Annotated in this window: 14 protein-coding genes; 1 reads left to right on the top strand and 13 read right to left on the bottom strand. The window is 34.6% G+C overall.

The window, feature by feature from the left end:
- Nucleotides 1-84: 84 nt before the first annotated feature.
- On the top strand, nucleotides 85-585 hold the full coding sequence (locus B0I10_RS02220; protein WP_112084868.1) for a DUF456 domain-containing protein: 501 nt from the start codon (nucleotides 85-87) through the stop codon (nucleotides 583-585).
- A gap of 246 nt (nucleotides 586-831) precedes the next feature.
- Here the strand turns inward: B0I10_RS02220 and B0I10_RS02215 are convergent, their stop codons facing one another.
- From B0I10_RS02215 to B0I10_RS02155, 13 genes are all read right to left on the bottom strand, one after another.
- On the bottom strand, nucleotides 832-3,138 hold the full coding sequence (locus tag B0I10_RS02215) for a DUF7619 domain-containing protein (RefSeq protein ID WP_112084867.1): 2,307 nt from the start codon (nucleotides 3,136-3,138) through the stop codon (nucleotides 832-834).
- Between the two features lie 79 nt (nucleotides 3,139-3,217).
- Nucleotides 3,218-4,426, bottom strand: a complete 1,209-nt coding sequence (locus tag B0I10_RS02210; protein ID WP_394336151.1) for a BaiN/RdsA family NAD(P)/FAD-dependent oxidoreductase — start codon at nucleotides 4,424-4,426, stop codon at nucleotides 3,218-3,220.
- Nucleotides 4,426-5,115, bottom strand: coding sequence for a glycerophosphodiester phosphodiesterase (locus B0I10_RS02205; protein WP_245942934.1), 690 nt, complete (start codon nucleotides 5,113-5,115; stop codon nucleotides 4,426-4,428). The genes B0I10_RS02210 and B0I10_RS02205 overlap by 1 nt, the downstream gene beginning before the upstream one ends.
- Before the next feature lie 202 nt (nucleotides 5,116-5,317).
- Complete coding sequence (locus tag B0I10_RS02200; RefSeq protein ID WP_112084864.1) at nucleotides 5,318-9,025, bottom strand: metallophosphoesterase family protein; 3,708 nt, start codon at nucleotides 9,023-9,025, stop codon at nucleotides 5,318-5,320.
- Between the two features lie 292 nt (nucleotides 9,026-9,317).
- Nucleotides 9,318-9,743 carry a hypothetical protein gene (locus B0I10_RS02195; protein ID WP_146740296.1) on the bottom strand — a complete coding sequence of 142 codons (426 nt, stop codon included), beginning with the start codon at nucleotides 9,741-9,743 and terminating at the stop codon, nucleotides 9,318-9,320.
- Between the two features lie 260 nt (nucleotides 9,744-10,003).
- Nucleotides 10,004-11,653 (bottom strand): alpha-amylase family glycosyl hydrolase, encoded by a 1,650-nt coding sequence (locus B0I10_RS02190; RefSeq protein ID WP_112084862.1) that lies wholly within the window; start codon nucleotides 11,651-11,653, stop codon nucleotides 10,004-10,006.
- Nucleotides 11,653-14,073, bottom strand: coding sequence for a glycoside hydrolase family 31 protein (locus B0I10_RS02185; protein WP_112084861.1), 2,421 nt, complete (start codon nucleotides 14,071-14,073; stop codon nucleotides 11,653-11,655). The genes B0I10_RS02190 and B0I10_RS02185 overlap by 1 nt, the downstream gene beginning before the upstream one ends.
- A 3-nt stretch (nucleotides 14,074-14,076) precedes the next feature.
- The gene (locus B0I10_RS02180; RefSeq protein WP_112084860.1) at nucleotides 14,077-15,933 is read right to left on the bottom strand and encodes a glycoside hydrolase family 13 protein; all 1,857 of its coding nucleotides are present in this window, start codon (nucleotides 15,931-15,933) and stop codon (nucleotides 14,077-14,079) included.
- Nucleotides 15,934-15,969: 36 nt separating this feature from the next.
- Nucleotides 15,970-16,389 (bottom strand): GxxExxY protein, encoded by a 420-nt coding sequence (locus B0I10_RS02175; RefSeq protein WP_112084859.1) that lies wholly within the window; start codon nucleotides 16,387-16,389, stop codon nucleotides 15,970-15,972.
- A gap of 80 nt (nucleotides 16,390-16,469) precedes the next feature.
- Nucleotides 16,470-18,773: a glycoside hydrolase family 65 protein gene (locus B0I10_RS02170; protein ID WP_112085028.1), complete on the bottom strand. Its 2,304-nt coding sequence runs from the start codon at nucleotides 18,771-18,773 to the stop codon at nucleotides 16,470-16,472.
- Between the two features lie 61 nt (nucleotides 18,774-18,834).
- The gene (gene pgmB / locus B0I10_RS02165) at nucleotides 18,835-19,491 is read right to left on the bottom strand and encodes a beta-phosphoglucomutase (RefSeq protein ID WP_112084858.1); all 657 of its coding nucleotides are present in this window, start codon (nucleotides 19,489-19,491) and stop codon (nucleotides 18,835-18,837) included.
- 10 nt (nucleotides 19,492-19,501) lie between these two features.
- Nucleotides 19,502-20,830, bottom strand: a complete 1,329-nt coding sequence (locus B0I10_RS02160) for an SLC45 family MFS transporter (protein WP_181456872.1) — start codon at nucleotides 20,828-20,830, stop codon at nucleotides 19,502-19,504.
- A gap of 198 nt (nucleotides 20,831-21,028) precedes the next feature.
- On the bottom strand, nucleotides 21,029-22,054 hold the full coding sequence (locus tag B0I10_RS02155; protein ID WP_112084856.1) for a LacI family DNA-binding transcriptional regulator: 1,026 nt from the start codon (nucleotides 22,052-22,054) through the stop codon (nucleotides 21,029-21,031).
- Nucleotides 22,055-22,099 lie beyond the last annotated feature (45 nt).

Raw genomic sequence — 22,099 nt, 5'->3', positions numbered from 1 at the left:
AAACAAATATACAAACTAAATATTTAGTTTCAACTAACTTTTTAGTTTTATTTTTTAAAAGCAATAAATTTATACCTTTGATGTATGGATATCACACTTTTACTCATCGCATTCATTTTAATGATAATTGGCATTCTCGGTAGTTTTTTACCGGTTTTGCCCGGACCACCGATTAGTTGGGTCGGACTTTTGTTATTGTATCTCACCAAAGCCGTGCCGATGAGCTACACCGTTTTGGGCGTAACTTTATTTGTTGCACTCCTAGTCGGCATCCTCGATTACATCATTCCCGCCAAAGGAACTAAACGATTTGGAGGCAGCAAATACGGCATCTGGGGAACAAATATTGGTTTAGTCGTGGGCATTTTGGCACCCATTCCGTTCGGGTTTATTATTGGTCCATTTGTGGGAGCATTTGTCGGAGAAATGATCAATGATTCCAAAGATTCAAAAAAAGCATTCAAAGCCGCAACGGGTTCTTTTATTGGTTTTTTGGCTTCTACGTTTATGAAATTTGTAGTTTCTGTCGTGTTTTTTGGCCTGTTTCTTTTAAAAGTTTGGGAATACCGAAACGAATTATTTTAGTTTTTCGGGCCTTATCGGGCTTTTCTCTCCAAGTCCTCGCCCCAAAACTAAAAATGCTACAAACCGGCAAGAGCTTCCGTTGGTCGCTTTGCCGCTTTAAGCATTTTAAAGTTTCGGTGCTGCGGGCTTTCCGTTTCAATCCCGGGCAGGGGCGAAGTGCTTTAAAGGAAATTTTACTACCAAAAAAACACCCATAAAAAAAGAGCAAAATTTCTTTTACTCTTTTTATTTCTGTCATTGAAAAATTTATTGTTTAATTATCTTATTGACCAATTTCTGATTAGAACTCGTCAATACTTCAACCAAATAAATTCCCTGATTAAAACTTGAAAGCTCAACAGAAGCTGAATTTAAATTCAAATTTCCAGAATAATAAATTCGTTTTCCAACCACATCATAAACTGAAATTTGTTGGATAGCATCATTTCCGTTCAATTTTATTTGAAAAGAATCGTTTGTAGGATTCGGATACAAAACTACTGTTGAAACAGAAAAATCAGCAACTGATAAATTTTCTACAAACTCAGTTTCTATTGTGTTCGTGATAATGGGCGGATTGTAATCAAAATAAATTTCTGCCGTATTTTCAATCACATCACCAATTGCAAATCCTGGTTTTGGTTTGATTTTGAAATGGATAAAACCTTGACTTAATGAGGGATCTAGAATAGTTGGTGGTAGATCAATATCAAAGAAGTGCCAAACCAGTTGATTATCAGTTCTTCTCACATTATACGGATGGCTGGCATTTAGCATTTCAAAAGTTGTTTCATCTAAACCGTTTTCTAGTGTGTCTTCAATTCTGATAAATTCTGCTGCAGCCGTTCCTGTATTTTCAAAACGAATGGTGTAATATAAATAATCGTCGGCTGTAAAATCGGCAAACACAATTTTTCCACCATGCGATTCATTTTTGTCGTTTGGATCATACGAACCAATTACAACTTGAGACAGCGTAGAAGTGTTATTGGCTAAATTAACTTCATTTTCAATCGCTTCAATAGAAACAGAATTTGTCAAAATATCACCTAAATTGACTGTTGGAATGGTTGGCACTTGCATCGTAACAGTAACATAACGAGTTTCAAACGGAGCCAAATCCGAATAACTATAGTCAAATCCCGTAGCAGTTGATACAATGCTAATTTCTGAAACTGATATAATAGTGACATCATTATCTTTTGTAAAACTTATATTTCCAAATGGAACAGTTGTATAACTATTGTTTTTAATAGCAATGGTGTTGGTGTAAGTAAATCCCGGTCTTGGTTGCGAATTGGCAAATAACGTAACACTTACATCGGCATACGGTTGAGTTATAGTAATAGGAAAATAATAGGTCGAAGTACCACTTCCTGTCGGAGCTGTTATATCCGAATAAGTTGTGGTGGATGAAAAATAAGTAGAAAAAGCCTCGTTTACTTCAAAACTAAAGTCGTAACTATTATCAGGATTTGGTTCAAAAATCGAAAAATTACCATTTCCGGAATTTCCATAAATAGTTTCGCCAGAATCATTTATTTCATAAACAAATGAACCGCTGTTAAATAGTATTTCATCATCATCTTTAATGCCATTATTATTTTCATCAACAAAAGCAATTAAATTTAATTGTTCGGGACATTGACCGTTGTTGGTGCAATCTATTAAACAGAAATCCAATGGTTCAGACCAACTGCTTGTTTCAAATCCAATTTGTCCTGGAATGCATATTGATCGTATGAAAAATGAATAACATGTATTTTCAACTAATCCGGTTATGGTAAATGGAGAAGTTTGTACTGTGATAAAATCAGTATTGCTTGGTTCATTTCCAAAAGGTAAAACTGCGATTTGCCATGAAATTGTATTTAATGTTGTAGACCAATTTAATGTTAATGAGTTTGATGTCAAGTTTGTTAAGGATAAATCTGTTGGGGGTAGACAGGTTGGTTGACAATTGTTTGTATTTAAAGTAAGTGTTGTTATTGCGAAACAACCCGTAAAATTATCTTCTACCCGTGCAAATAAAATTTGAACTGGAAATAGTATTGGAACATAATCGTTATTTACAATAGCATTAATATTAAATTGTGCATCAGCCATTGTTACAAAAAAATTTACATTTAAAGAAGATGCTCCGTTAGTAATTTGAGGAGTAGCTTGGTCTAAATTATAAATAGCTAACTCCTCAGGGTCGCACCAAAATAGTGACGCAGCCATAGGACTAGGATTTTGATTTGCAATCAAATCAAAAGAAGTAAACTCAGTCTCACTTGTTTCAATGTTTTCTACTCGAACAAATATTGTTTGCGGATTAATAATGTTCAAGAAGGAAGATGGATTCCCAATAGCAGTAGTATTATTTTCAGCATCTGATTGCGTTTCATGATAAGTAACAGTATAGTCATTTGGATTTGAAACCGTACTTAAGATGATAGGTTGATTGATCGTTAAATCAAATAATGCTCCCCCGCCTAGACCACATGCAGTTAAATCGGGAGGAGTTGTAATTTGTGCAAAAAAAGAGTTCGATACTAAAAGAAGAAAAACGAAAAGTAAAGTTTTTTTCATTGTATTGGTTTTGGTTAATCAAATATAATTGATTTTTAGACAATTATAAATATGGGAATGAGAATTCTTTGGGCTTGAATTAGAATTTATTGATACTCTCACTCACAATAAACCCGCTCGTCCATGCATTTTGAAAATTAAACCCGCCGGTTATCGCATCGATATTTACAATTTCACCTGCAAAATAGACTTTTGGAAGTAATTTACTTTCCATTGTTTTAAAATTAATTTCCTTTAAATCAATTCCTCCGGCGGTGACAAATTCTTCTTTAAACGTACTTTTTCCGTTTACTTGAAATTTCCCGTTGGTGAGTTGTAAAGCCAAATTTTGAAGTTGTTTTTTAGATAAATCTGCCCATTTGGTTTCCATTGAAATTTCAGAAGCCAAAACTAAACTTTCCCACAAACGATTTGGGAAATCAAAAGGCGATTTTTTGGTGACTACTTTTTTTGCGTGTTCCAATTTTAATTCTTTTAATTGGTTTTCGGTTTCTTCTAAAGTGGCATCATTGAGCCAATTGACTTCTAAAATAAACTGGTAGTTTTTATTAAACAATTCGCGTGCTCCCCAAGCGGAAAGTCGCAGAATCCCCGGACCGCTCATTCCCCAATGCGTAATCAAAAGCGGTCCTGAAGCCGAAAGTTTGGAATGTTGCACTTTCACAGAAGCAAAAGCGGATACACCCATTAAATCCTTAATCCGATTGTCTTTGATGTTAAAAGTAAATAGCGAAGGAACGGGAGGAACAATGGTATGACCTAATTTTTCAAGCATTTCCCAAATTTTCGGATTACTTCCGGTAGTCATCACCAAATATTCACAACGAAAAGTCTGGTGATTGGTTTCTACTTTCCAACTATCTTCTGAACGAAAAATCGATTGTACACTTTGCCCGGTTAAAATGTCAATTTTATATTTTTTGGTGGCATTCAAAAAACAATCAATGATGGTTTGCGAAGAATCGGAAACGGGAAACATTCTGCCGTCTTCTTCAATTTTTAGTTCTACACCATGCTTTTCAAACCATTCAATCGTATCGCCGGAACAAAATTGATGAAAAGGGCCACGCAATTCCTTTTCACCACGCGGATAAAATTTCACTAAATCATTAGGAACAAAACACGCATGCGTCACATTGCATCTTCCGCCACCGGAAACACGCACTTTCGTGAGCACTTCCTTCCCACGTTCAAGAATTGCAATTTTATAATTAGGATTTTTTTCTGAGAGGTTAATAGCCGTAAAAAAACCGGCTGCTCCGCCTCCCACAATAAGGGCATCATACATTAGTGTAATCTTTCGGGGAAATTACAAAAAATTCCATCCACACCCAATTCTGTAACAAATTTAATATCTGCCGGTTCGTTAACCGTGTAGGTATAAATCAGAAAACCTTCGTCGTGAATTTGTTGACTATTTTCTGGTGTTAACGTTTTCCACCATGGATTGATGGCTACTGCTTTTAATTTTTTTCCTATTGCAATTGCATCTAACGGATTTTCTTCAGTTAAAATGGCAACGGGAATTTGTTTGTCTAATTTTCTAAAAGCTTCTAATTCATCCCATAAGAAACTAGAAATGACAAAATCGTCTTTTTTCCAACCTTTTTGAAAGTATTTTTGAAGCAATTGGAAAGTAGGTTCAGCTGTGTTTTTTCCTTTTAACTCGATGTTTAAAATAACTAATCTGTCTGTAGTTTCGATTACTTCATCTAACGTAGGAATTTGATGATTTCCTTTGACCACAACTTTTTGTAATTCTTCCCACGTAAATTCTTCAATTTTTCCTGAAGTATCGGTTAAGCTATCCAATATTTCATCATGAAAAACGACCAATTCGCCACTTTTGATTAAAAATACATCAATTTCAATCATATCAACATTTAACTCCAATGCTTTTTTAATAGAAGCTATGGTGTTTTCTGTTTCGTGCCCCATTGCACCTCGATGACCTATATTCAGTGGTTTTTTCTCCATTTCCGCACAATTTTGAAAAACTAATATTAAAAAAAAGAAGCACACAAACTTTGTTTTCATTTAATTATATTTTTAACAAAATTTAAAATTATTTTTTGATTGCTGAGTAAAACTAAAAAATCTTAAGCAAAAATTAATTTTTCTTATTTCTCCAATTTTTAGAATCTGTGTTCGTTATGAAAATTTCAAATATGATTAAGGATTAAAAATTAAACTTCATCCCAAACGAAATCCGACCACCATCACTCGAATGAAAATACGAAAGTGTAGAAGAAATCATATTACTGCTGTTCAACCATAATCCAAACCCGGTAGATTGATGCCATTCGGAATTACTTTCTGAAGGAAACCAAACCCTTCCGTAATCAAATCCAACAAAAGCACCGTAATTCAGCGGAGCAAAAGGATTTTTAATTTGTCCGATTGCGTATCGTAAATCGGTTCCTTGAAAAGCCGCCGTTTTTCCAGAAAAACGATTTTCTCTAAAACCTCGCAAATCATTATCGCCTCCCAAATTGGCCGCTTGATAAAATTCGTACGTTGAACTGAAAAGTGATTTTCCTTTAATAGTTGTTTCCAAAATCCATTGAGCATCGGGAGTCAATCGGAACACGAAGTTTACAGCAGCTTCTGCCGAAGGAACTTGTCTTGAAAAATCACCTAAATTAGCATTCCATTTTCCTAAAATCTGAAAGCCCATTCCTAATGAAGGAATAAATGGATTGTCATAATTTTTAAACTGATAAGCAAATCCCACACCAGCAAAATTTTGGTAATCAAAAACGCGATTATTGACAACTCCTGTTGAAATAAATCGATCCGGAGTGTCTTCTACTTTATAGGCTTCAAAATTTACACGTCCAATAAAACTAGAGCTTTTTGTTTTTTGCCATACCAATCCGGGACTTACTTTGTAGGAAGCAATCCGAACCCGATTAAAATCAAATTCATCAACATCATTAATGGTTGCATTACCAAAACCAAAAAAATTCTGTACAAAACTTGAACTGGTTGCTTGAGCATCAATTACCAAATCAAAATGGGAAAATGCTTTTTTTACAATGCCGGAATAGTTTAGTGCATATCCTCCTGTTGCAAAATAATAGTTGGCATCGGCGGTATGTTTTTGCGAAAACGGATTTCCTAAATAGCCTTTTTTAGTAAAATCTAAACGAATACCTAAACGAATACCATCATCTGGATTAAAACCAACTAACGGAACTCCTGTAAACTCGTCAAAATTTGGTTTTTTATAGTTATACGTGTTTGTTTCATAGTCGTTAGAAAGCAATACGGTTGTTTTTTTATCTACAGTTAGAACATTTGTCGATTTAAAATCATGGATTTTCACTTTTTTACCGTTTTCAATTACATACGAATCTTGGTTTAAGCCGCCAATTAATCTGATTTTGATGGGGTTGAATTCTTTTCCTTCCATGCTAAATTCATCTTTCCCTTCCAACCCAAAAAGCCAAATTTCTTTGGTTTGCTTTTTAGTAAAAGTTTTTTCATACACAATGTTGGCGGGCAGTTTTTTCCCATTATAAACCACAACGGAAGTTCTGCCGTTTGATAAGCGATTGATGACAAAAACATCATCTTGCATTGTTCCAACAATTAATGTTTTTTTGTCCAACAACTTTTGATAATGTTGAGCGGTTTGATTTAATTTTTTGAGACGGTTTCTTAAATACAATTTGAGTTTGGAAGTTGTTTCGTCCTGCAATTCATAAGGCAATTGTAAAAATGCTTTATTGATAACGTCGTTAGTTAAATTGTCCTGAATAAATTTTGCCTGTTTTTCCCATGCTTTTTCATCAATATCCGATAAAAGAGCTAAGTCCAAAGCATATGCTTGTTTATTGAATTCTTTGGTTTTTTTATGATTGTATGAATAAGAATGCATTTGTCCCATGGCTGGAATACTTTTTAAAAGCCATAAAAAAGCTCCGTCATATTTGGCAAAAGCTTGGTCGCGATTTAAAGGAATCGGACGATAAATTGTTTTTCCTTTTTCTTGATGAACGCCCCATCGCCAGTTTTTTTCCTGTCTGTCTCCATCGCCAATGAGCATATCAAAAAGACGAGCTCGGATATAATTTTCTTGGTCTACAATATGATTTTTATCGGTTCTAATGTTGTGAAGCATTTCATCCGTATCAATAATAGAAGACGGTTTTCCGAAAGTAGGAAGACTTTTTTGAGAAGAATTTATTTTTTCTGAAACGTAATATAAATTGCCACCAAAATTTTCGTTGTAATTGCCTAAGCTATTTTGATTAGGAACGTAAAATAATTTCGGTTGAGTTGAACTTACGCCAATTGCCTTAGAAAGTCCCGAAATAACTAACGGCGTAAACGGATGAATAGTGGTAAAATAATCCCGTAAAAAATCTTCGGAAAGAGCATTTCCATCTTGATTTTTAAGTTTTTCATTTTTGTACGCTAACGATTTAAAAAACGACGAAGCATCTTTTTCAAGTGGAGTCATCACAAATTCTTTTCCGTTTTTATCCTTTAGTAAAAGAGATTTTGTGGTTCCTTCGTTGTCTAATCCGATGGGTTTTAAACCACCATAAAGCGTATCTAAACCAACGGTTCTTAATGCGATTTCTTGTTTGTAATAAGCTTTATAATGTTTTCCCCAAAGGAATTGATAAACGTCGCTTTTTCGACTAACCGGCTTTCCGAAAATAGATCTTTTAATGGTAGGTTCAAATTGTTTCGGATAATTTTGGTGTTTTATATTCAGCTCAGGTTCTCTTATTTTTTGTTTAAATAACAACACTTCTTTTCGGTTAGAAGTCGTATAAAAGGAAACAGTTGACGCTCCGTTTTCATACACATCAACCACCGCAAAGCCATATCCGCCATAGCTAAAATCTTTCGGGTTAACAGCTCTTGCCTCTGAAAAATGAGCACCGGAACCACTGATTATTTGCTGAATTCCGTCTTTGTTGACATATTGCAAATTTTGTTCATGTCCGGAAACCACCACCACATGATTGTATTTTTGAACTGTAGCTTTTATTCTATCGGCCATTTCGCGATAGGAGGCATGTTGCAAATCCTCGGTTTTATTGCCGCTTGCTTTTCGGAAAAGATTATAAAAACTTCCGACAATTGGAAGCGGAATTTTAGTGTCAAACGGAAAAAGTTGTTCGTTCAAGGAATACTGACCACCATTAATTCCATTGCTCAAAAGCGGGTGATGAATGGCTAAGAGAATAGTTTTTTGTTGATTTTCCAATAAATGACTGTCAAGTTCATCAAAAAATTGCTCACGGGTTTTGATGCTGCATCCTTTGTTGATTTCGGGGTGTTCATTCCAGTCTTCCAAAAACCATTGCGAGTCGATGGCGACCAATTCTACTTCATTGCTCAACGAAATAAACTCGATTCCACATGCATTTTGCGGAATTAGTTTGCTTTCTTTCTTCTTATATTTTGAAATAAAATTTTCTTGAGCAAGCAGGGACGAAGCTGAATTTCCCCAATCGCTTTTACCGGGAATCAAAAAAACATTTCCTTTGAATTTTTCGGTCAAACTTAATTGAGATGTGATTTTTTCTTCGGCTTTTGTTTTGTTTTGATTGAATCCGTTTAACGGAAAAATATTGTCACCTAAAAAAAGTGCGGTGCTATTTTTTGAAGCTCTTTCCAATCGTTTTTTAAAATGGGTTAGGGAAGGGGTTGCTCCGTCATTTTGCGTATTCGCCGCATTTCCGGTTAAAAAAACAGAATATACAATGGTGGTGGTATCAAGTGTTTGATTACTGTAAAAAGATGTTGCCTGACTTCCCATTTGGGTTTTGTACGTCGTGCAGCCGGTCAATAATCCAATAAAAAACAAAAGAACAATTCGATGACGAAGTGGCTTTGAAACAGAATTTATGCTGAAAAAGTTCATTAAAAAATGTTGTTTTTTATTGATGTGTTCAAAGATAGGAATAAAGCAAGTAATCTTTTAACTCTAAAAAAGATGATTTAAAAAAAGCGTTTACAATCTGTTTGATTATAAACGCTTGATGGGTGGGAAAAAGTATTTTAAATTTCATTGTTGAATGAAGTTTCTCAGTTTGCCAGAAGGTTCATAACTTATAAATTACGTATCATGCGTTTAGTTTGTCTATTTATTTAGAAATAGTTGAATTGTGAATTTTTAGTTAACTCTAATAAATTACCAAATATTATTATCAAACCTATTCATTACACTTTTCAACAACTTCTTTATCTAATACTTTTAAAATCTCCAATTTATTTTTGGATAAAATATCGATAGAAAATCTATTGCCATTTTTGAAAGTTGTAAGATAACCTTTTGGATTTATGGGTGACTGATGACTAACATCAGATTTAGGACTATATAAAATATTAAATGTAAATATTTCTACTTCCTGAGATTCATTCTTCAATTGAATCCTATCTGCTTTAACAGTTTTGATTTTTTCATTTGCAATACTGTCAAAACTTATTTCAATATTTTGTCCACTTTGACAGACTTCAAAATCATCAATCATTATTTCCAAGTTATGTGACCCAATTATTAAAACAGTTTGATTTTTTTTATTACAACAACATAAATTTACACAAACTAACATTAAAATTATTTTAATAATCTTTCTCATTTTTTTCAGGATTATACATTGCTGACGGTGTGTCAACCACGACACGCATCCTTGCATGTGGTTAAAATAAATATAAATAACCAAATCCTATACAAACTAAAGTTTAAAATTAAATTGACACAGATTTATCAAAATGGTTATTTATATGTTAGTCAAATATAAGAATTTAGTGATTGATTTTTGATTCGGAATAAAAAAACAAAAGCGTTTACAATCTGATTGATTATAAACGCTTTTGATTAAGTAAAAGTATTTTGAATTTACTTTCTCTCCAACAAAATAATTCCCATCTGACTATCAATCACAACTTTTCCATCTTTTACAGTAGTTGAAATTCCCGAAAAAGCATCGTGAACTTCTGTTCCATCTCCAAAAATGGATGGCACATTGATTTCTTTTTTACCAAAAGGTAATTCCAAACCAATTACTACTTTATCAGTATAATCGCCTTTGGTAAATGTTCTGCTGAAAGTATAAAGGGGTGCTTTAGAAATTTCTTTATGAATTCCCGCACCAACAGCAGGATGATTCTTTCTAAACTGACCAATTTTCTGAAAATGAGTCAACACGTTTTTAGTATTTGCATTGGTTTTTATATCTTCCCAATTCATAAACGAACGCAAAGTAGCATCGCCTTCGGTTCCTTCAATTTCTAACGAACGAGCGGTTTCATCACCATAATAAACCTGTGAAATTCCCGGCGTTAATAATAATTTTGTTCCGGCATCGAACGCTTTTTCCCTCTTTTTATCAAAAGGCCAACCATCGTCGTGAGAGCTTACATAGTTTGTGATGCTTACCCCTTTTAAATCCGTCTGTAAAGTTTTTGAATACGCCGCAAAAATTTCTTCATACGGTTTGTGTGCATCACCTTTAAAATCAAAATTGATGAGGTTGTCAAATCCGTGAGCAAAATAATCTACTTTTTTATCGCCAAAATCATAGTTGCGTTTGCCGTTTATTCCATAGCCATACACTTCACCAAGTAGAAAAAAGTCATTATCATCTAACACTTTTGTAGGATTATCTTTTTTATAAAGCACAAAAGCATCTTTACAAACTTTAGAAAAATCTGCCCAAACATCTTCGGTAGTGTGTTTCACAGTATCTACGCGATAACCGTCTATTCCAAAATCGGTGATGTAGTCTGCCAACCATTTCATAATGTAATATTTCGGTGCTCGTGGATAGCTTGTTCTTTTGAAAAATGCATACAATTCAGCTACTTCTTGGTCATAACGACCTTCTTTTTTCCATTTTTCAATCAAAGCTGATGGCAATTCTACATCTTCATTGCTTTCGGTTTTAATGTCCGGAAGGTTTTCAACTAAGGTACAATCAATGAAGTTTTGATAGGTGTCATACGAACATTTTGGACCGGTTCGCACCCAACTTTCCGGCCAAACGGGGTCTAATTCGGTCACTGGTCCGGTGTGATTAATCACGGCATCCAACACAATTCGGATGCCTTTGGCGTGAGCTTTTTCTACTAATTCTTTCAAATCTTCTTTTGTGCCATAACTTGGGTCGATGCTTGTCCAATCTTTCGTCCAATAGCCGTGAAAACCATAGGAGTTTCCTGTTCCTTCATCCACAGAGCCATGAATTTGTTCTACGACAGGCGTCATCCAAATGGCATTAATTCCCAAATCGGTAAAATAACCTTCTTCAATTTTTTGCGTAATTCCTTTGATATCACCACCCATAAAATTACGGAGAACTCCGGTTTCTTTATCTCTGCGAATGATTGAGTCATTTTCGGGATTTCCGTTGTTAAATCGGTCGATTAGTAGGAAGTACAAATTCGCTCCTTCCCAAACAAAAGGAGTTTCGATTTGAACGGTTTCTTTTTTGGGTGAGCATCCTAGAATCATAGAGCTGAGGAGTAAGGTAAGCAGTATTTTCTTCATTATAGTTTTATTTTTATTTCGACATCTTTTTCTGAAACTACAAAAGTAAACGTGCAATACTTTAATTTTTCGTTGTATTGCATATTTCCTTTTGTGTTTTTGAATTTTATTTTTCGAGGTTTTTTGGAGATATTTTTAACGATTAGTGTTACCGTTTCTTCCTTAGTTCCGGTAAAGTTTTCTGCAATTTCTTTTTCTATTTCAATTTCCAACCATTTGCCTTCTTTTTCTACTTCAAAATGCATGAAATAAAAGTTTCCATTATTGTCATTTAACGGAGTCTTACCATCATCAAAATAGAAAGAAAACTCTTTTTCATCAGATATTTTTTCATCAAAATAATAATGGTATTCCATTTTATCCTTTGTGAAAGCCTCGGTATTTTTAATGCGACCTACCAAAGGTACAATACTTCCTTTTCGAATAAACGTTGGAATATGACTACGTTCCGTTTGAATTTGATGTGTTGTTCCACCTTCATACGTAGTACCGTAATAAAAATCTATCCAAGTGCTTCCTTTAGGAAAATAGACTTCTTTCGTTTTTTGTCCGGCTTCAAGTATAGGATAAATCAAAAAATCGTTTCCCCACAAATAACCATCTGATTTGGTCAATAAAGCTTCATTTTCGGGTTCTTCAAAAAATAGTGGACGCATCAAAGGAATACCCGATTTTGAATTTTGATAAGCCAAATTATAATTATAATGTAAAAGTTTATACCGCATTTCAATCGCTTGTTTGGCTAAACTTTTTGCTGATTCGCTTCTAAAAACTGGTTCTGAAGCCACATCTGATTGTGCATGCGGACGAAATATCGGGTTGAAAACGCCGTATTGCAACCAACGCACATACAATTCATCATCTAAATTCGCACCCGCAAATCCGCCCAAATCAGAATGCATATAGGCTAAACCTTGCATCCCCATCTGCAATGAAATTTCCACTTGACCGGAAAGTCCCCCCCAAGTTCGATTGACATCGCCACTCCACGGAATCATTCCATAACGCTGCGAACCCGAATAACCGGAACGCATCAAAATAAAAGGTCTTTGTGTTGGAAAATCGTTCTGGTAACCTTCAAAAACCAATTTTGCCCAGTTGTGTCCGTATATGTTGTGTACTTCATCGGCTGTTCCGTCAAATGTATTTGCTGCTGCCGGCAACACTTCGGGTTCGCCCAAATCGCCCCAAACTCCGCTTACACCTTTGTTGGCCAATTCTTTATAAATATCCCAAAACCAATTTTTTCCTATTGGTTTAAAAATGTCAATGATGCCGGTATTTCCAAAGTAAAAATCATAGGTAAAAGGATTTCCGATAGAATCTGTTGCGAGAATTTTTTTCTCAACAGCTTCTTGCCATTTTTTGGAAGTCGTTAAAATAAATGGTTCCGTAATCGGAATGGTTTTGATACCCATTTTAGAAAAATCATCCACCATTTTTTCAAAAGTTGGAAAGCTGTCGCGATAAACTTCCAAATTTCCCATTGTTCCTTGCAATTCTTTTCCAAACCAATATAGATCTAAGATTATCGCATCGACCGGAATATTTTCATCCTGAAATTTTTGAATGGTTCTTCTGGCTTCGGCTTCGGAATGATAGCCAAAACGGGAGGAGAAATTGCCCAAAGCCCAACGAGGCGGCAATGGCTGTCTTCCGGTTAATTCGGTGTAATTGTAAATTAAATCTTCCCATGTATTGCCGACAATCACTTGATAGGTTTTTCTGCCGGAGATAGTTTCGTATTCCAACATATTTTCTTTTTTACTATCCAAATCCAAATAACCAATCGGAGCATTGTCAAAATGAACCATGTATTTTTGAGAAGAGATGACGATTGGAATAGTGAAATTCATCAATTCTGAACGGGTTTCGTAGCCGTAATCTGCTCGATTGTATAATGCCAAACGATTTCCACGCCTGTCCATTCCTAAAACACGAGCTCCGCCACCATATAATTTTTCGGTTGCATTGATGTTGAATTGAATCACTTCGGTTGAATCATAGATAATATTCCCTTTTACTCTTTCGAGTGGTTCGTGTTTGCGTTTGAAATAGCCTAATTTTTCGGAAAGTAATAATTCGCCTTTTTTGTAATATGAAATTTTAAAAGGTGCTTTTACAATTTGAATTTCTAATTCAGTGGTTTTAATTTCTAAATAATCCGTTGATTGTTTAAATTCAAAACCATTGTTGTCTGGTTTTAAAACAACAGCATGCGAATTTGGATTGAATTTTTCTCCTTTTGGAACGAAAGTAGTTTCAATGATTTTATCATTATAAAATTGAAGAAAATACATTCCGTCGGAAGTTTTCACTTCCAAAATGTTTTCAATTAATTGATGCGAAATGTATTTTCGATTTGCATTTTGAGCAAATCCAACTGTTGAAAGAAATAATAGTAAAAAGAGTTTTTTCATTCGTTAATTCAATTTTGTCGTAAAAAGATAGGCTCCTTTTTTGTTTAAAGTCAATTCTTTATCCCAAATAATTTCTTCTCCGGTTACAATGTTTTTCATTTTTTTACCTTCAAAACCTAATTCTTTATAAGTAGAAAGATCAACTTTTGCAGATTCGTTTTTATTTAAAAATAAAACGACAATTTCATCATTCAACATTCTAAACAAGGTATAAATTCCGTTATTGGGAGCAAAATGTTTTGTCGTTCCTTCGTGAATGGCTTTGCTACTCTTTCTGTAATTTAAAATTTTAGTCAAATAGCTTTGCATATCTTTTTGCTCCGCAGAAAGTCCTTCGCTAGTAAAAGCATTTACTTTATCACCTTTCCATCCGCCGGGGAAATCGGTTCTGATTAAGCCGTGATCGCCGGGTTTGGCTGTGTTTTGCATTAGAATTTCTGTTCCATAATATAACTGCGGAATTCTTGGTAAAAGTAAATACGTTGCCAAAGCCATTTTTGTGTTTTCAACATTTTCCTCCATTTGCGTAAAAATGCGATCCATGTCGTGGTTGTCCGGAAAAATCATAATGTCTTTTGGTGAAGCATAATGAAAATCGTTGGCTAAACCGTCATACAATTTTGCGAAACCTTTGTCCCAACTTTCTGTTTCTTTGATGGCTTGCGGAATGATGGCTTGCATGGCAAAATCCATTGTCGATCGCAAATTAGATTCGTAGCCATCTTTATTATTTGCACCTTTTTGCCAATAACCAATTAGTAAGGGATTTGAACTCCATTCTTCACCCACGATATTGAAATTAGAATATTCACTCATAATTTCACCTGCCCAATTTGACATAAAAATCTTGTCAGGGTAAGGATAAGTATCTTGACGAATTCCGCCTAAATGAAGTGTTTCAATCCACCAAATACTATTTTGAATAATGTATTTTGCCAAAAAAGGATTGCGTTGATTCAAATCGGGCATCGTGGAAACAAACCAACCGTCGGCCATTTCTTTTTTGTCTTTTTCAGAAGCGTATAAGTCTTGGTTACTTGTTCTTCGGTGATTGGAAGTAATGTATTTTTTTTCTCTCTCATACAATTCTTGATAATTTACCCAATCCGAAAAAGGTAAATCTTTCATCCACCAATGTTCGCTACCGCAATGATTAGCAACTTGATCCATGATGAGTTTCATCCCATTTTGCTGTAGCTTTTCGGATAGGTTTTTGTAATCCGTCAATGTTCCGAATCGCGGATCTACTTGATAAAAATCGGTCATGGCATAACCGTGATACGATGCATTTTTCATGTCGTTGGTCAAAACCGGAGTTGGCCAAATTGTGGTAAAACCTAGATTTTTAATATAATCGACATGATTGGTAATACCTTGAATGTCACCTCCGTGACGTTTGTAATCGTGGGTTCGGTCTAAGGTAGTTTCTAGCATGGATTTCACAACATCGTTCGCTTCATTTCCGTTGGCAAAACGATCGGGCGTGATGAGGTAAATGGCATCGGAACTATTGAAACCGATAAAATCTTCTGAAGGCTTTGATTTTGGTTTTAATTCGTACGATTGTGAGATTTTTTTGCCTTTTTCTGATTCAAAAATGATATTGAATTTTCCCGGTTTTGTGGATTTATCAATTTTCACATCGATAAATAAGTAGTTCGGACTTTTGGCCTTGTGAACTTTGATGATGGATACACCATCGTATGAAATTTTTGGGGTTTTATTTCCGATGTTCGGATGATGCACGAGCAATTGCAAATTTTCATTTTTAAATCCGGTCCACCAGTTGGGTGGTTCAATTCGATTAACTTGAGCAAATGCAGAAGTTGATAGAAGTAAAAAAATAAGTAACTTTTTCATTGTTTAAACCATTAAGGTATTAAGATTCATTAAGATTTATTCGTCATCTAACATTTGAAAATATTCATTTACAAACGGTTTTGTTGACTTAGTGATATTGGTAGTATTGAAATTAATTAATAGTCCTTGTGGTCTTTTAAGTAAATTCATATAAGTTAAAATTTTAGCCTCGTGAAGTGGATGAAAACTTTCTTCTGTTTTTAATTCTACAACTACACAATCGTTTACTAGTAAATCTAATCGTAACTGACTTTCTAATTCTAACTCATCATAATCAATTTTTATGATTAGTTGTTGTTTGACATCGTAACCATTTTTTTCAAGCTCATATTTTAAACATTCTTCATAGACACTCTCTAACAAAACTGGTCCTAATTTCTTATGGACTTTTATTGCATAGCCAACTATTTCATACGATAATTGAGTTACTTCTTTTTTTGTTAATTGAATTTTCATGATACGTAATAAAGGCATTAAGAAGATTAAGAAAACTTAATGAACCTTAATGCCTTAATGGTTTAAATTAATCGTTAAAACTAAACCGTAACCAAACTATTTGGTTCTACTAAAACTTCTTTTCCTTTAACAAAAACGGTAATTGGTTTTTCGCCTTCTAAAGAAAATTTTGTTTCATTGGATTGAACAGAAACTTTCAAAATTTGATTTCTGAAATTGATTTTAAACGAATAACCTTTCCATTGCGTTGGAATTTTTGGTTCAAAATGTAATGTTTCATTTTTGACACGCATTCCACCAAAACCTTCTACAATACTCATCCAAGTTCCGGCCATCGAAGTGATGTGCAACCCTTCGTGCACTTCTTTATTATAATCATCTAAGTCCAAACGGGAAGTTCGTAAATAGAAAGTATATGCTTGTTCCATTCTATCCAAAACAGCTGCTTGAATCGAGTGAACACAGGGCGAAAGCGAACTTTCATGAACAGTAAAAGGTTCATAAAAATCAAAATGTTTTTCTAATTGTTCTTTACTAAAATGATCTTCAAAGAAGTAAAATCCTTGTAAGGTATCGGCTTGTTTGATGTAAGGCGAACGCAAAATTCGATCCCATGACCATTTTTGGTTAATAGGTCGCTGACTTTTATCTAAATCAGAAACTTTGACTAATTCTTTATCCAAAAATCCATCTTGTTGCAAATAGACATCATGTTCTTCTGAGTAAGGAAAATACATATTATCCGCTACTTCCTTCCAATGGTTAATTTCAGCCATAGAAAGTTTTACTTTATTTAAAATTCTTGTGTAATCCGATGCATATTCTTTTTCAATTTTATTGATTTGTTCCACTGTATAATCAATACACCATTTCGCAATATAATTGGTGTAGAAATTATTGTTTACGTTGTTTTCGTATTCATTCGGACCCGTTACACCTAAAATTACGTATTGATTTCTGTAGGTAGAATAGGTGGCTCTTTGATGCCAAAAACGAGCAATTCCAATTAAAACTTCTAAACCTTTTTCAGGAATGTAGCTGTAATCTCCGGTAAAACGGTAATAATTAAAAATGGCAAAAGCAATAGCTCCGTTGCGGTGAATTTCCTCAAACGTAATTTCCCATTCGTTGTGACATTCTTCGCCGTTCATCGTCACCATCGGATACAAAGCAGCACCGTTTTTAAAGCCTAATTTTCCGGCATTTTCAATCGCTTTATCCAATTGATTGTAGCGGTAGGTCAATAGATTTCTTGCTACTTGCTGATCTTTGGTAGCCATGTAAAATGGTATGCAATACGCTTCAGTATCCCAATAAGTAGAACCACCGTATTTCTCTCCGGTAAATCCTTTTGGCCCGATATTTAAACGGGAATCTTTCCCTAAATAGGTTTGATTTAATTGAAAGATATTGAAACGAATTCCTTGTTGAGCTTTTACATCGCCATCGATGGTAATATCACTCATTTCCCAAATTTTTGCCCAAGCTTTGATTTGGTCTTTTAATAATTGGTTGTAACCGATAGAATTTGCCTCAGTTAAAACTTTTTTAGCCGCATCTTCCGTATTTTCATGATTCATTGAAACCGTGTAGCCACCAGTTTTTTGAATGGTAGTCGATTGGTTTTTGGCAATGGATACTTCATACGAAAATTCAATTTTATCTTTCGAAGATAGAACGTCAGAGGGAGAAGCATTCACATTTTTACCATCAACCAAAATCGTATTTTGCATAAAAGTGGTTGCTATAAAATGCGTTTTGAAAGTTCTAGCCGTTACAAAAGCTTCGTTTCCATTATTTTTTACATGTAATAGCTCCCAAAATTTTTCTTCCCAGTTGGCATCTTCGTTGTGAACTCCGGCATCAATATAAGGTTTGAAAACAATCTTCGCATCTTGATTTAAAGCGGTAATTTGATAATTAATCACACCTACTTCATCCAAATCAATAGAGAGAAAGCGACGCACATGTACCTCAATTTCAGTCCCGTTTTGAAGAGTTGCTACAAAAGAACGATGGTACCAACCTTCTTTCATATTCAATTCTCTACGGAAGTTTTTTACCGCCGCACAACCAGCTAAATCTAGATTTTCGCCATTGATTTCAATGTTAATTCCTATCCAATTTGGAGCATTTAATACTTTAGCAAAATATTCAGGATAACCGTTTTTCCACCAACCCACTTTTGTTTTATCGGGATAATAAATGCCGCCAATATAACTTCCTTGGAACGTTTTCCCGGAATAATATTCTTCAAAATTCGCTCGTTGTCCCATCGCACCGTTTCCAATGCTGAACAAACTTTCAGAAGACTTAACCAGGTCTTGTTCAAATCCTTCTTCAATAATCGACCAGTTATCTGGTATGATATAATCTTGGTTCATTAAATTTAGTTTAAAAGTTTCAAGTTTAACGTTTTTAAAATTCGAAAACATTAAAATTTTACTATCTATTTATAAGGTTTTGTATAAAATTCAAATCGATGTGTGTAAAATCAGGAAAAACGAATTGTGCTTCGTGCAAAATACTTTCTTCGCCAATTCCAACACTTATCATTCCGGCAAGATTTGCAGCTTGAATTCCAGCTACAGAATCTTCAAAAACGATGCATTCTTCGTTTGAAAAATTTACTTTTTTAGCTCCTTGAATAAAAACTTCAGGATCCGGTTTGGCATTTGACACATCGTTTCCGTCCACTATTGCATCGAAATATTCAATAATTTTTGCTTTTTCAAGAATAGGTCTGGCATTTTTACTGGCAGAACCCAAAACGATTTTTTGGTTATTTTCTTTTAAATAAACTAAAACAGATAAAACCCCTGGTAAAATTTCGCTTTCATCCATTGTTACCAGATAGGATAAATAGTCTTCATTTTTTTGAACGAGCCAACCATTTTTTTCTTCTTGTGTAGCTTCAATATTTCCTAAATTTAAGATAATATCGAGTGAACGAACACGGCTCACGCCTTTTAGCTCTTCGTTGTGTTCGGGTGTAAATTCGATTCCCAATTGTTGAGCAATCTTTTGCCACGCTAAATAATGATATTTGGCTGTGTCAACGATTACGCCGTCGAGGTCGAATATGAAACATTTTTGATGCATCGTAATTTAATTAGATTGAAACAGGCTTTTCTTTTACCAGATAGACAGCTAATCCAGCAAGAATCATTGAAGTTCCGGATAGCACAATAATTGCAATAGGTGAGTTGTCAAAAAAGGCAATGATACTCCCGCCAATAAGTCCGGCCGCAATTTGAGGAATAGTTATGGTGGCATTAAAAAGTCCCATATATACACCCATTTTTTCTGCCGGTAATGAACTAGAAAGCATGGCATAAGGAATTGCCAAAATTGATGCCCAAGCCATTCCCACTCCAATCATCGAAATTAATAGTAATGTTTTGTCATGCACAAAGAAAATCGAAGCTAAACCAAGTCCACCTAATATCAAGGAGAAACTGTATACATTTTTCCTGCCGAATTTTTTTGCCAATGACGGAATTAAGAAGGCAAAAACTGCCGCAACACCACTGTAAAAGGCAAACATGACGCCGGTCCAATTTCCTGCTTCATTAAAGGCAATTGATTTTGGATCTAATGCCTGATCACCCCATACTTGATTTGCGATCGCTCTTGTCGTGTAAACCCACATTAAGAATAAAGAAAACCATGAAAAGAATTGAACAATACCTAACTGCCAGAAAATAGCTGGTGCATTAGGAATTAAACTCCAAATACTTGCCTTAGGTTTTTTTTCATTGGCTTCCAAATCAATATTATTGTATTCGGCATGTTGCTTAGGAGGATATTCTTTGGTTTTGTAAACCGTCCACAAAACACTCAATAGTAGTATTGTTCCACCAATGTAGAAGGACCAAACTACTGAATCGGCTACTTTTTCACCGTCAGCAGGAATGTTTGCAACATTTAATTTTGATAGGATATACGGTAACAAAGAACCAAAAACAGCTCCAAAATTGATTAACGCACTCTGAACGGAATAACCTAAGTTTTTCTGATCATCATCAACCATGTCGCCCACTAGAGCTCTAAAAGGTTGCATCGTTACATTAAAAGAGGTGTCCATCAAAAGCAACATAATTGCACCAAATGCCAAGGCTGGAAGTAAATCAGTAAAATATTCTGCATTGGGCATGAAATACATCGCTACGGCCGAAATAATTGCTCCACCCAAAATAAACGGAACACGCCTTCCTAATCTGGTCCAAGTTTTGTCACTTGATAATCCAACGATGGGTTGAACGAATAAACCGGCTAGCGGAGCTGCAAGCCAAAAAAAACCGATGCTGTGAACATCAGCACCTAACGCTTCTAAAATTCTACTGGTATTCCCATTTTGTAGAGAGTAACCAATTTGAACTCCTAGAAACCCAAAGCTCAAATTCCAAATTTGCCAAAAACTTAATTTGGGTTTTTTCATTATCGTAATTGTTGATTAATATTACGATAAGCTATAGTGCTTATCAAAACTTATGGGTTCGAAGTAAAAATACAAGCTTTGATAATCAGTACAAATATAGTTTTTTTTTAAAGCGAAATTATTTTTTTTAAAAAATTTTAAAAGTCATTTTTTGCGTTTCAAATTCAGAAGCTGAATAAAATCAATGGTTTGAAAGAACTACAACGTTGGCGTAGATTCTCGTTCTACCAGGTGCGTTTCAATGACTTCTGTTCTGTAGTGTTCATCGTCTTCATCTTCGCTCTCTAATCTTTCGATCAGCATTTTGGCTGCTTTTCCGCCCATCTTTATTCCGTTTTGGCTTACGGTTGTAATGCTTGGAGAAGAGTACTTGGAAATAATCCCATCTGTAAAACCAATAACGGCGATATCTTCCGGAATTTTCAAACCTATTTTTAAGGCTGATTTTATTGCTGTAACAGCAAAAAGTTCGTTTACAGCAAAGATGGCATCAATTTGTTGATTTTTTATTAAATCTTCAATGGCTTCATCGCAATGTTCGATGTCTTCAATTTTAAGAATTAAATTTTCATCTATTTTAATATCATTCGATTTTAATGCTTTTAGATAACCTTCAGTTCTCAGTTTTCCGACACTAACATAATCAACTGTTGTGATGAGAGCTATTTTTTTTAATCCTTTATCAATAAGCGTTTGAACAGCTTGAATGGCGGATAAATTATCATCAATAATTACTTTGTCACATAAAATATCATTCGTAACACGATCAAACATCACAACCGGCATTCCTTGATTAATAACTTCAGAAATATGGTGAAAATCTCTTTTTTGCTGAGTTTCTTTGGATAGCGACATGATGAATCCGTCAATACTTCCATTGGCTAACATCTCCATATTGATGACTTCTTTGTCAAAGGACTCGTCTGATAAACAAACTATTACGTTGTAGCCGTGTTCGTTTGCTACATTTTCAACACCACTAATTACGGTTGCAAAAAAGTGATGAACGATTTCAGGAATGATGATTCCGATGGTTTTTGTTTTTTTATTTTTAAGGCTAAGTGCAATGTTATTAGGCTTATAGTTGTATAATTTTGCAAAAGCTTGCACTTTTTGTCGGGTATCTTCACTAATTTCCGCACTGTCTTTTAATGATTTTGAAACGGTTGAAATAGAGACATCCAATTCTTTTGCAATTTGTTTTAAAGTGACTTTTCTTTTCATGTTAATTAGAGGTAAATAGTGATTTGTGAATAAAGATAAATTTTA

Origin of the sequence: Flavobacterium lacus, assembly GCF_003268815.1 — a bacterium.
GTDB classification, from domain to species: domain Bacteria; phylum Bacteroidota; class Bacteroidia; order Flavobacteriales; family Flavobacteriaceae; genus Flavobacterium; species Flavobacterium lacus.
The sequence above is the reverse complement of the archived record's forward strand: the minus strand, read 5'-3'. Positions and strand labels throughout refer to the sequence as shown.

What these genes read in the sequence shown, in the direction of transcription:
- B0I10_RS02185 (WP_112084861.1), bottom strand. Translation starts at nt 14,073, where the DNA reads ATGAAAAAACTCTTTTTACTATTATTTCTTTCAACAGTTGGATTTGCT.
- B0I10_RS02215 (WP_112084867.1), bottom strand. Translation starts at nt 3,138, where the DNA reads ATGAAAAAAACTTTACTTTTCGTTTTTCTTCTTTTAGTATCGAACTCT.
- B0I10_RS02200 (WP_112084864.1), bottom strand. Translation starts at nt 9,025, where the DNA reads ATGAACTTTTTCAGCATAAATTCTGTTTCAAAGCCACTTCGTCATCGA.
- B0I10_RS02155 (WP_112084856.1), bottom strand. Translation starts at nt 22,054, where the DNA reads ATGAAAAGAAAAGTCACTTTAAAACAAATTGCAAAAGAATTGGATGTC.
- B0I10_RS02195 (WP_146740296.1), bottom strand. Translation starts at nt 9,743, where the DNA reads ATGAGAAAGATTATTAAAATAATTTTAATGTTAGTTTGTGTAAATTTA.
- B0I10_RS02210 (WP_394336151.1), bottom strand. Translation starts at nt 4,426, where the DNA reads ATGTATGATGCCCTTATTGTGGGAGGCGGAGCAGCCGGTTTTTTTACG.
- B0I10_RS02190 (WP_112084862.1), bottom strand. Translation starts at nt 11,653, where the DNA reads ATGAAGAAAATACTGCTTACCTTACTCCTCAGCTCTATGATTCTAGGA.
- B0I10_RS02180 (WP_112084860.1), bottom strand. Translation starts at nt 15,933, where the DNA reads ATGAAAAAGTTACTTATTTTTTTACTTCTATCAACTTCTGCATTTGCT.
- B0I10_RS02220 (WP_112084868.1), top strand. Translation starts at nt 85, where the DNA reads ATGGATATCACACTTTTACTCATCGCATTCATTTTAATGATAATTGGC.
- pgmB (WP_112084858.1), bottom strand. Translation starts at nt 19,491, where the DNA reads ATGCATCAAAAATGTTTCATATTCGACCTCGACGGCGTAATCGTTGAC.
- B0I10_RS02170 (WP_112085028.1), bottom strand. Translation starts at nt 18,773, where the DNA reads ATGAACCAAGATTATATCATACCAGATAACTGGTCGATTATTGAAGAA.
- B0I10_RS02205 (WP_245942934.1), bottom strand. Translation starts at nt 5,115, where the DNA reads ATGGAGAAAAAACCACTGAATATAGGTCATCGAGGTGCAATGGGGCAC.
- B0I10_RS02175 (WP_112084859.1), bottom strand. Translation starts at nt 16,389, where the DNA reads ATGAAAATTCAATTAACAAAAAAAGAAGTAACTCAATTATCGTATGAA.
- B0I10_RS02160 (WP_181456872.1), bottom strand. Translation starts at nt 20,830, where the DNA reads ATGAAAAAACCCAAATTAAGTTTTTGGCAAATTTGGAATTTGAGCTTT.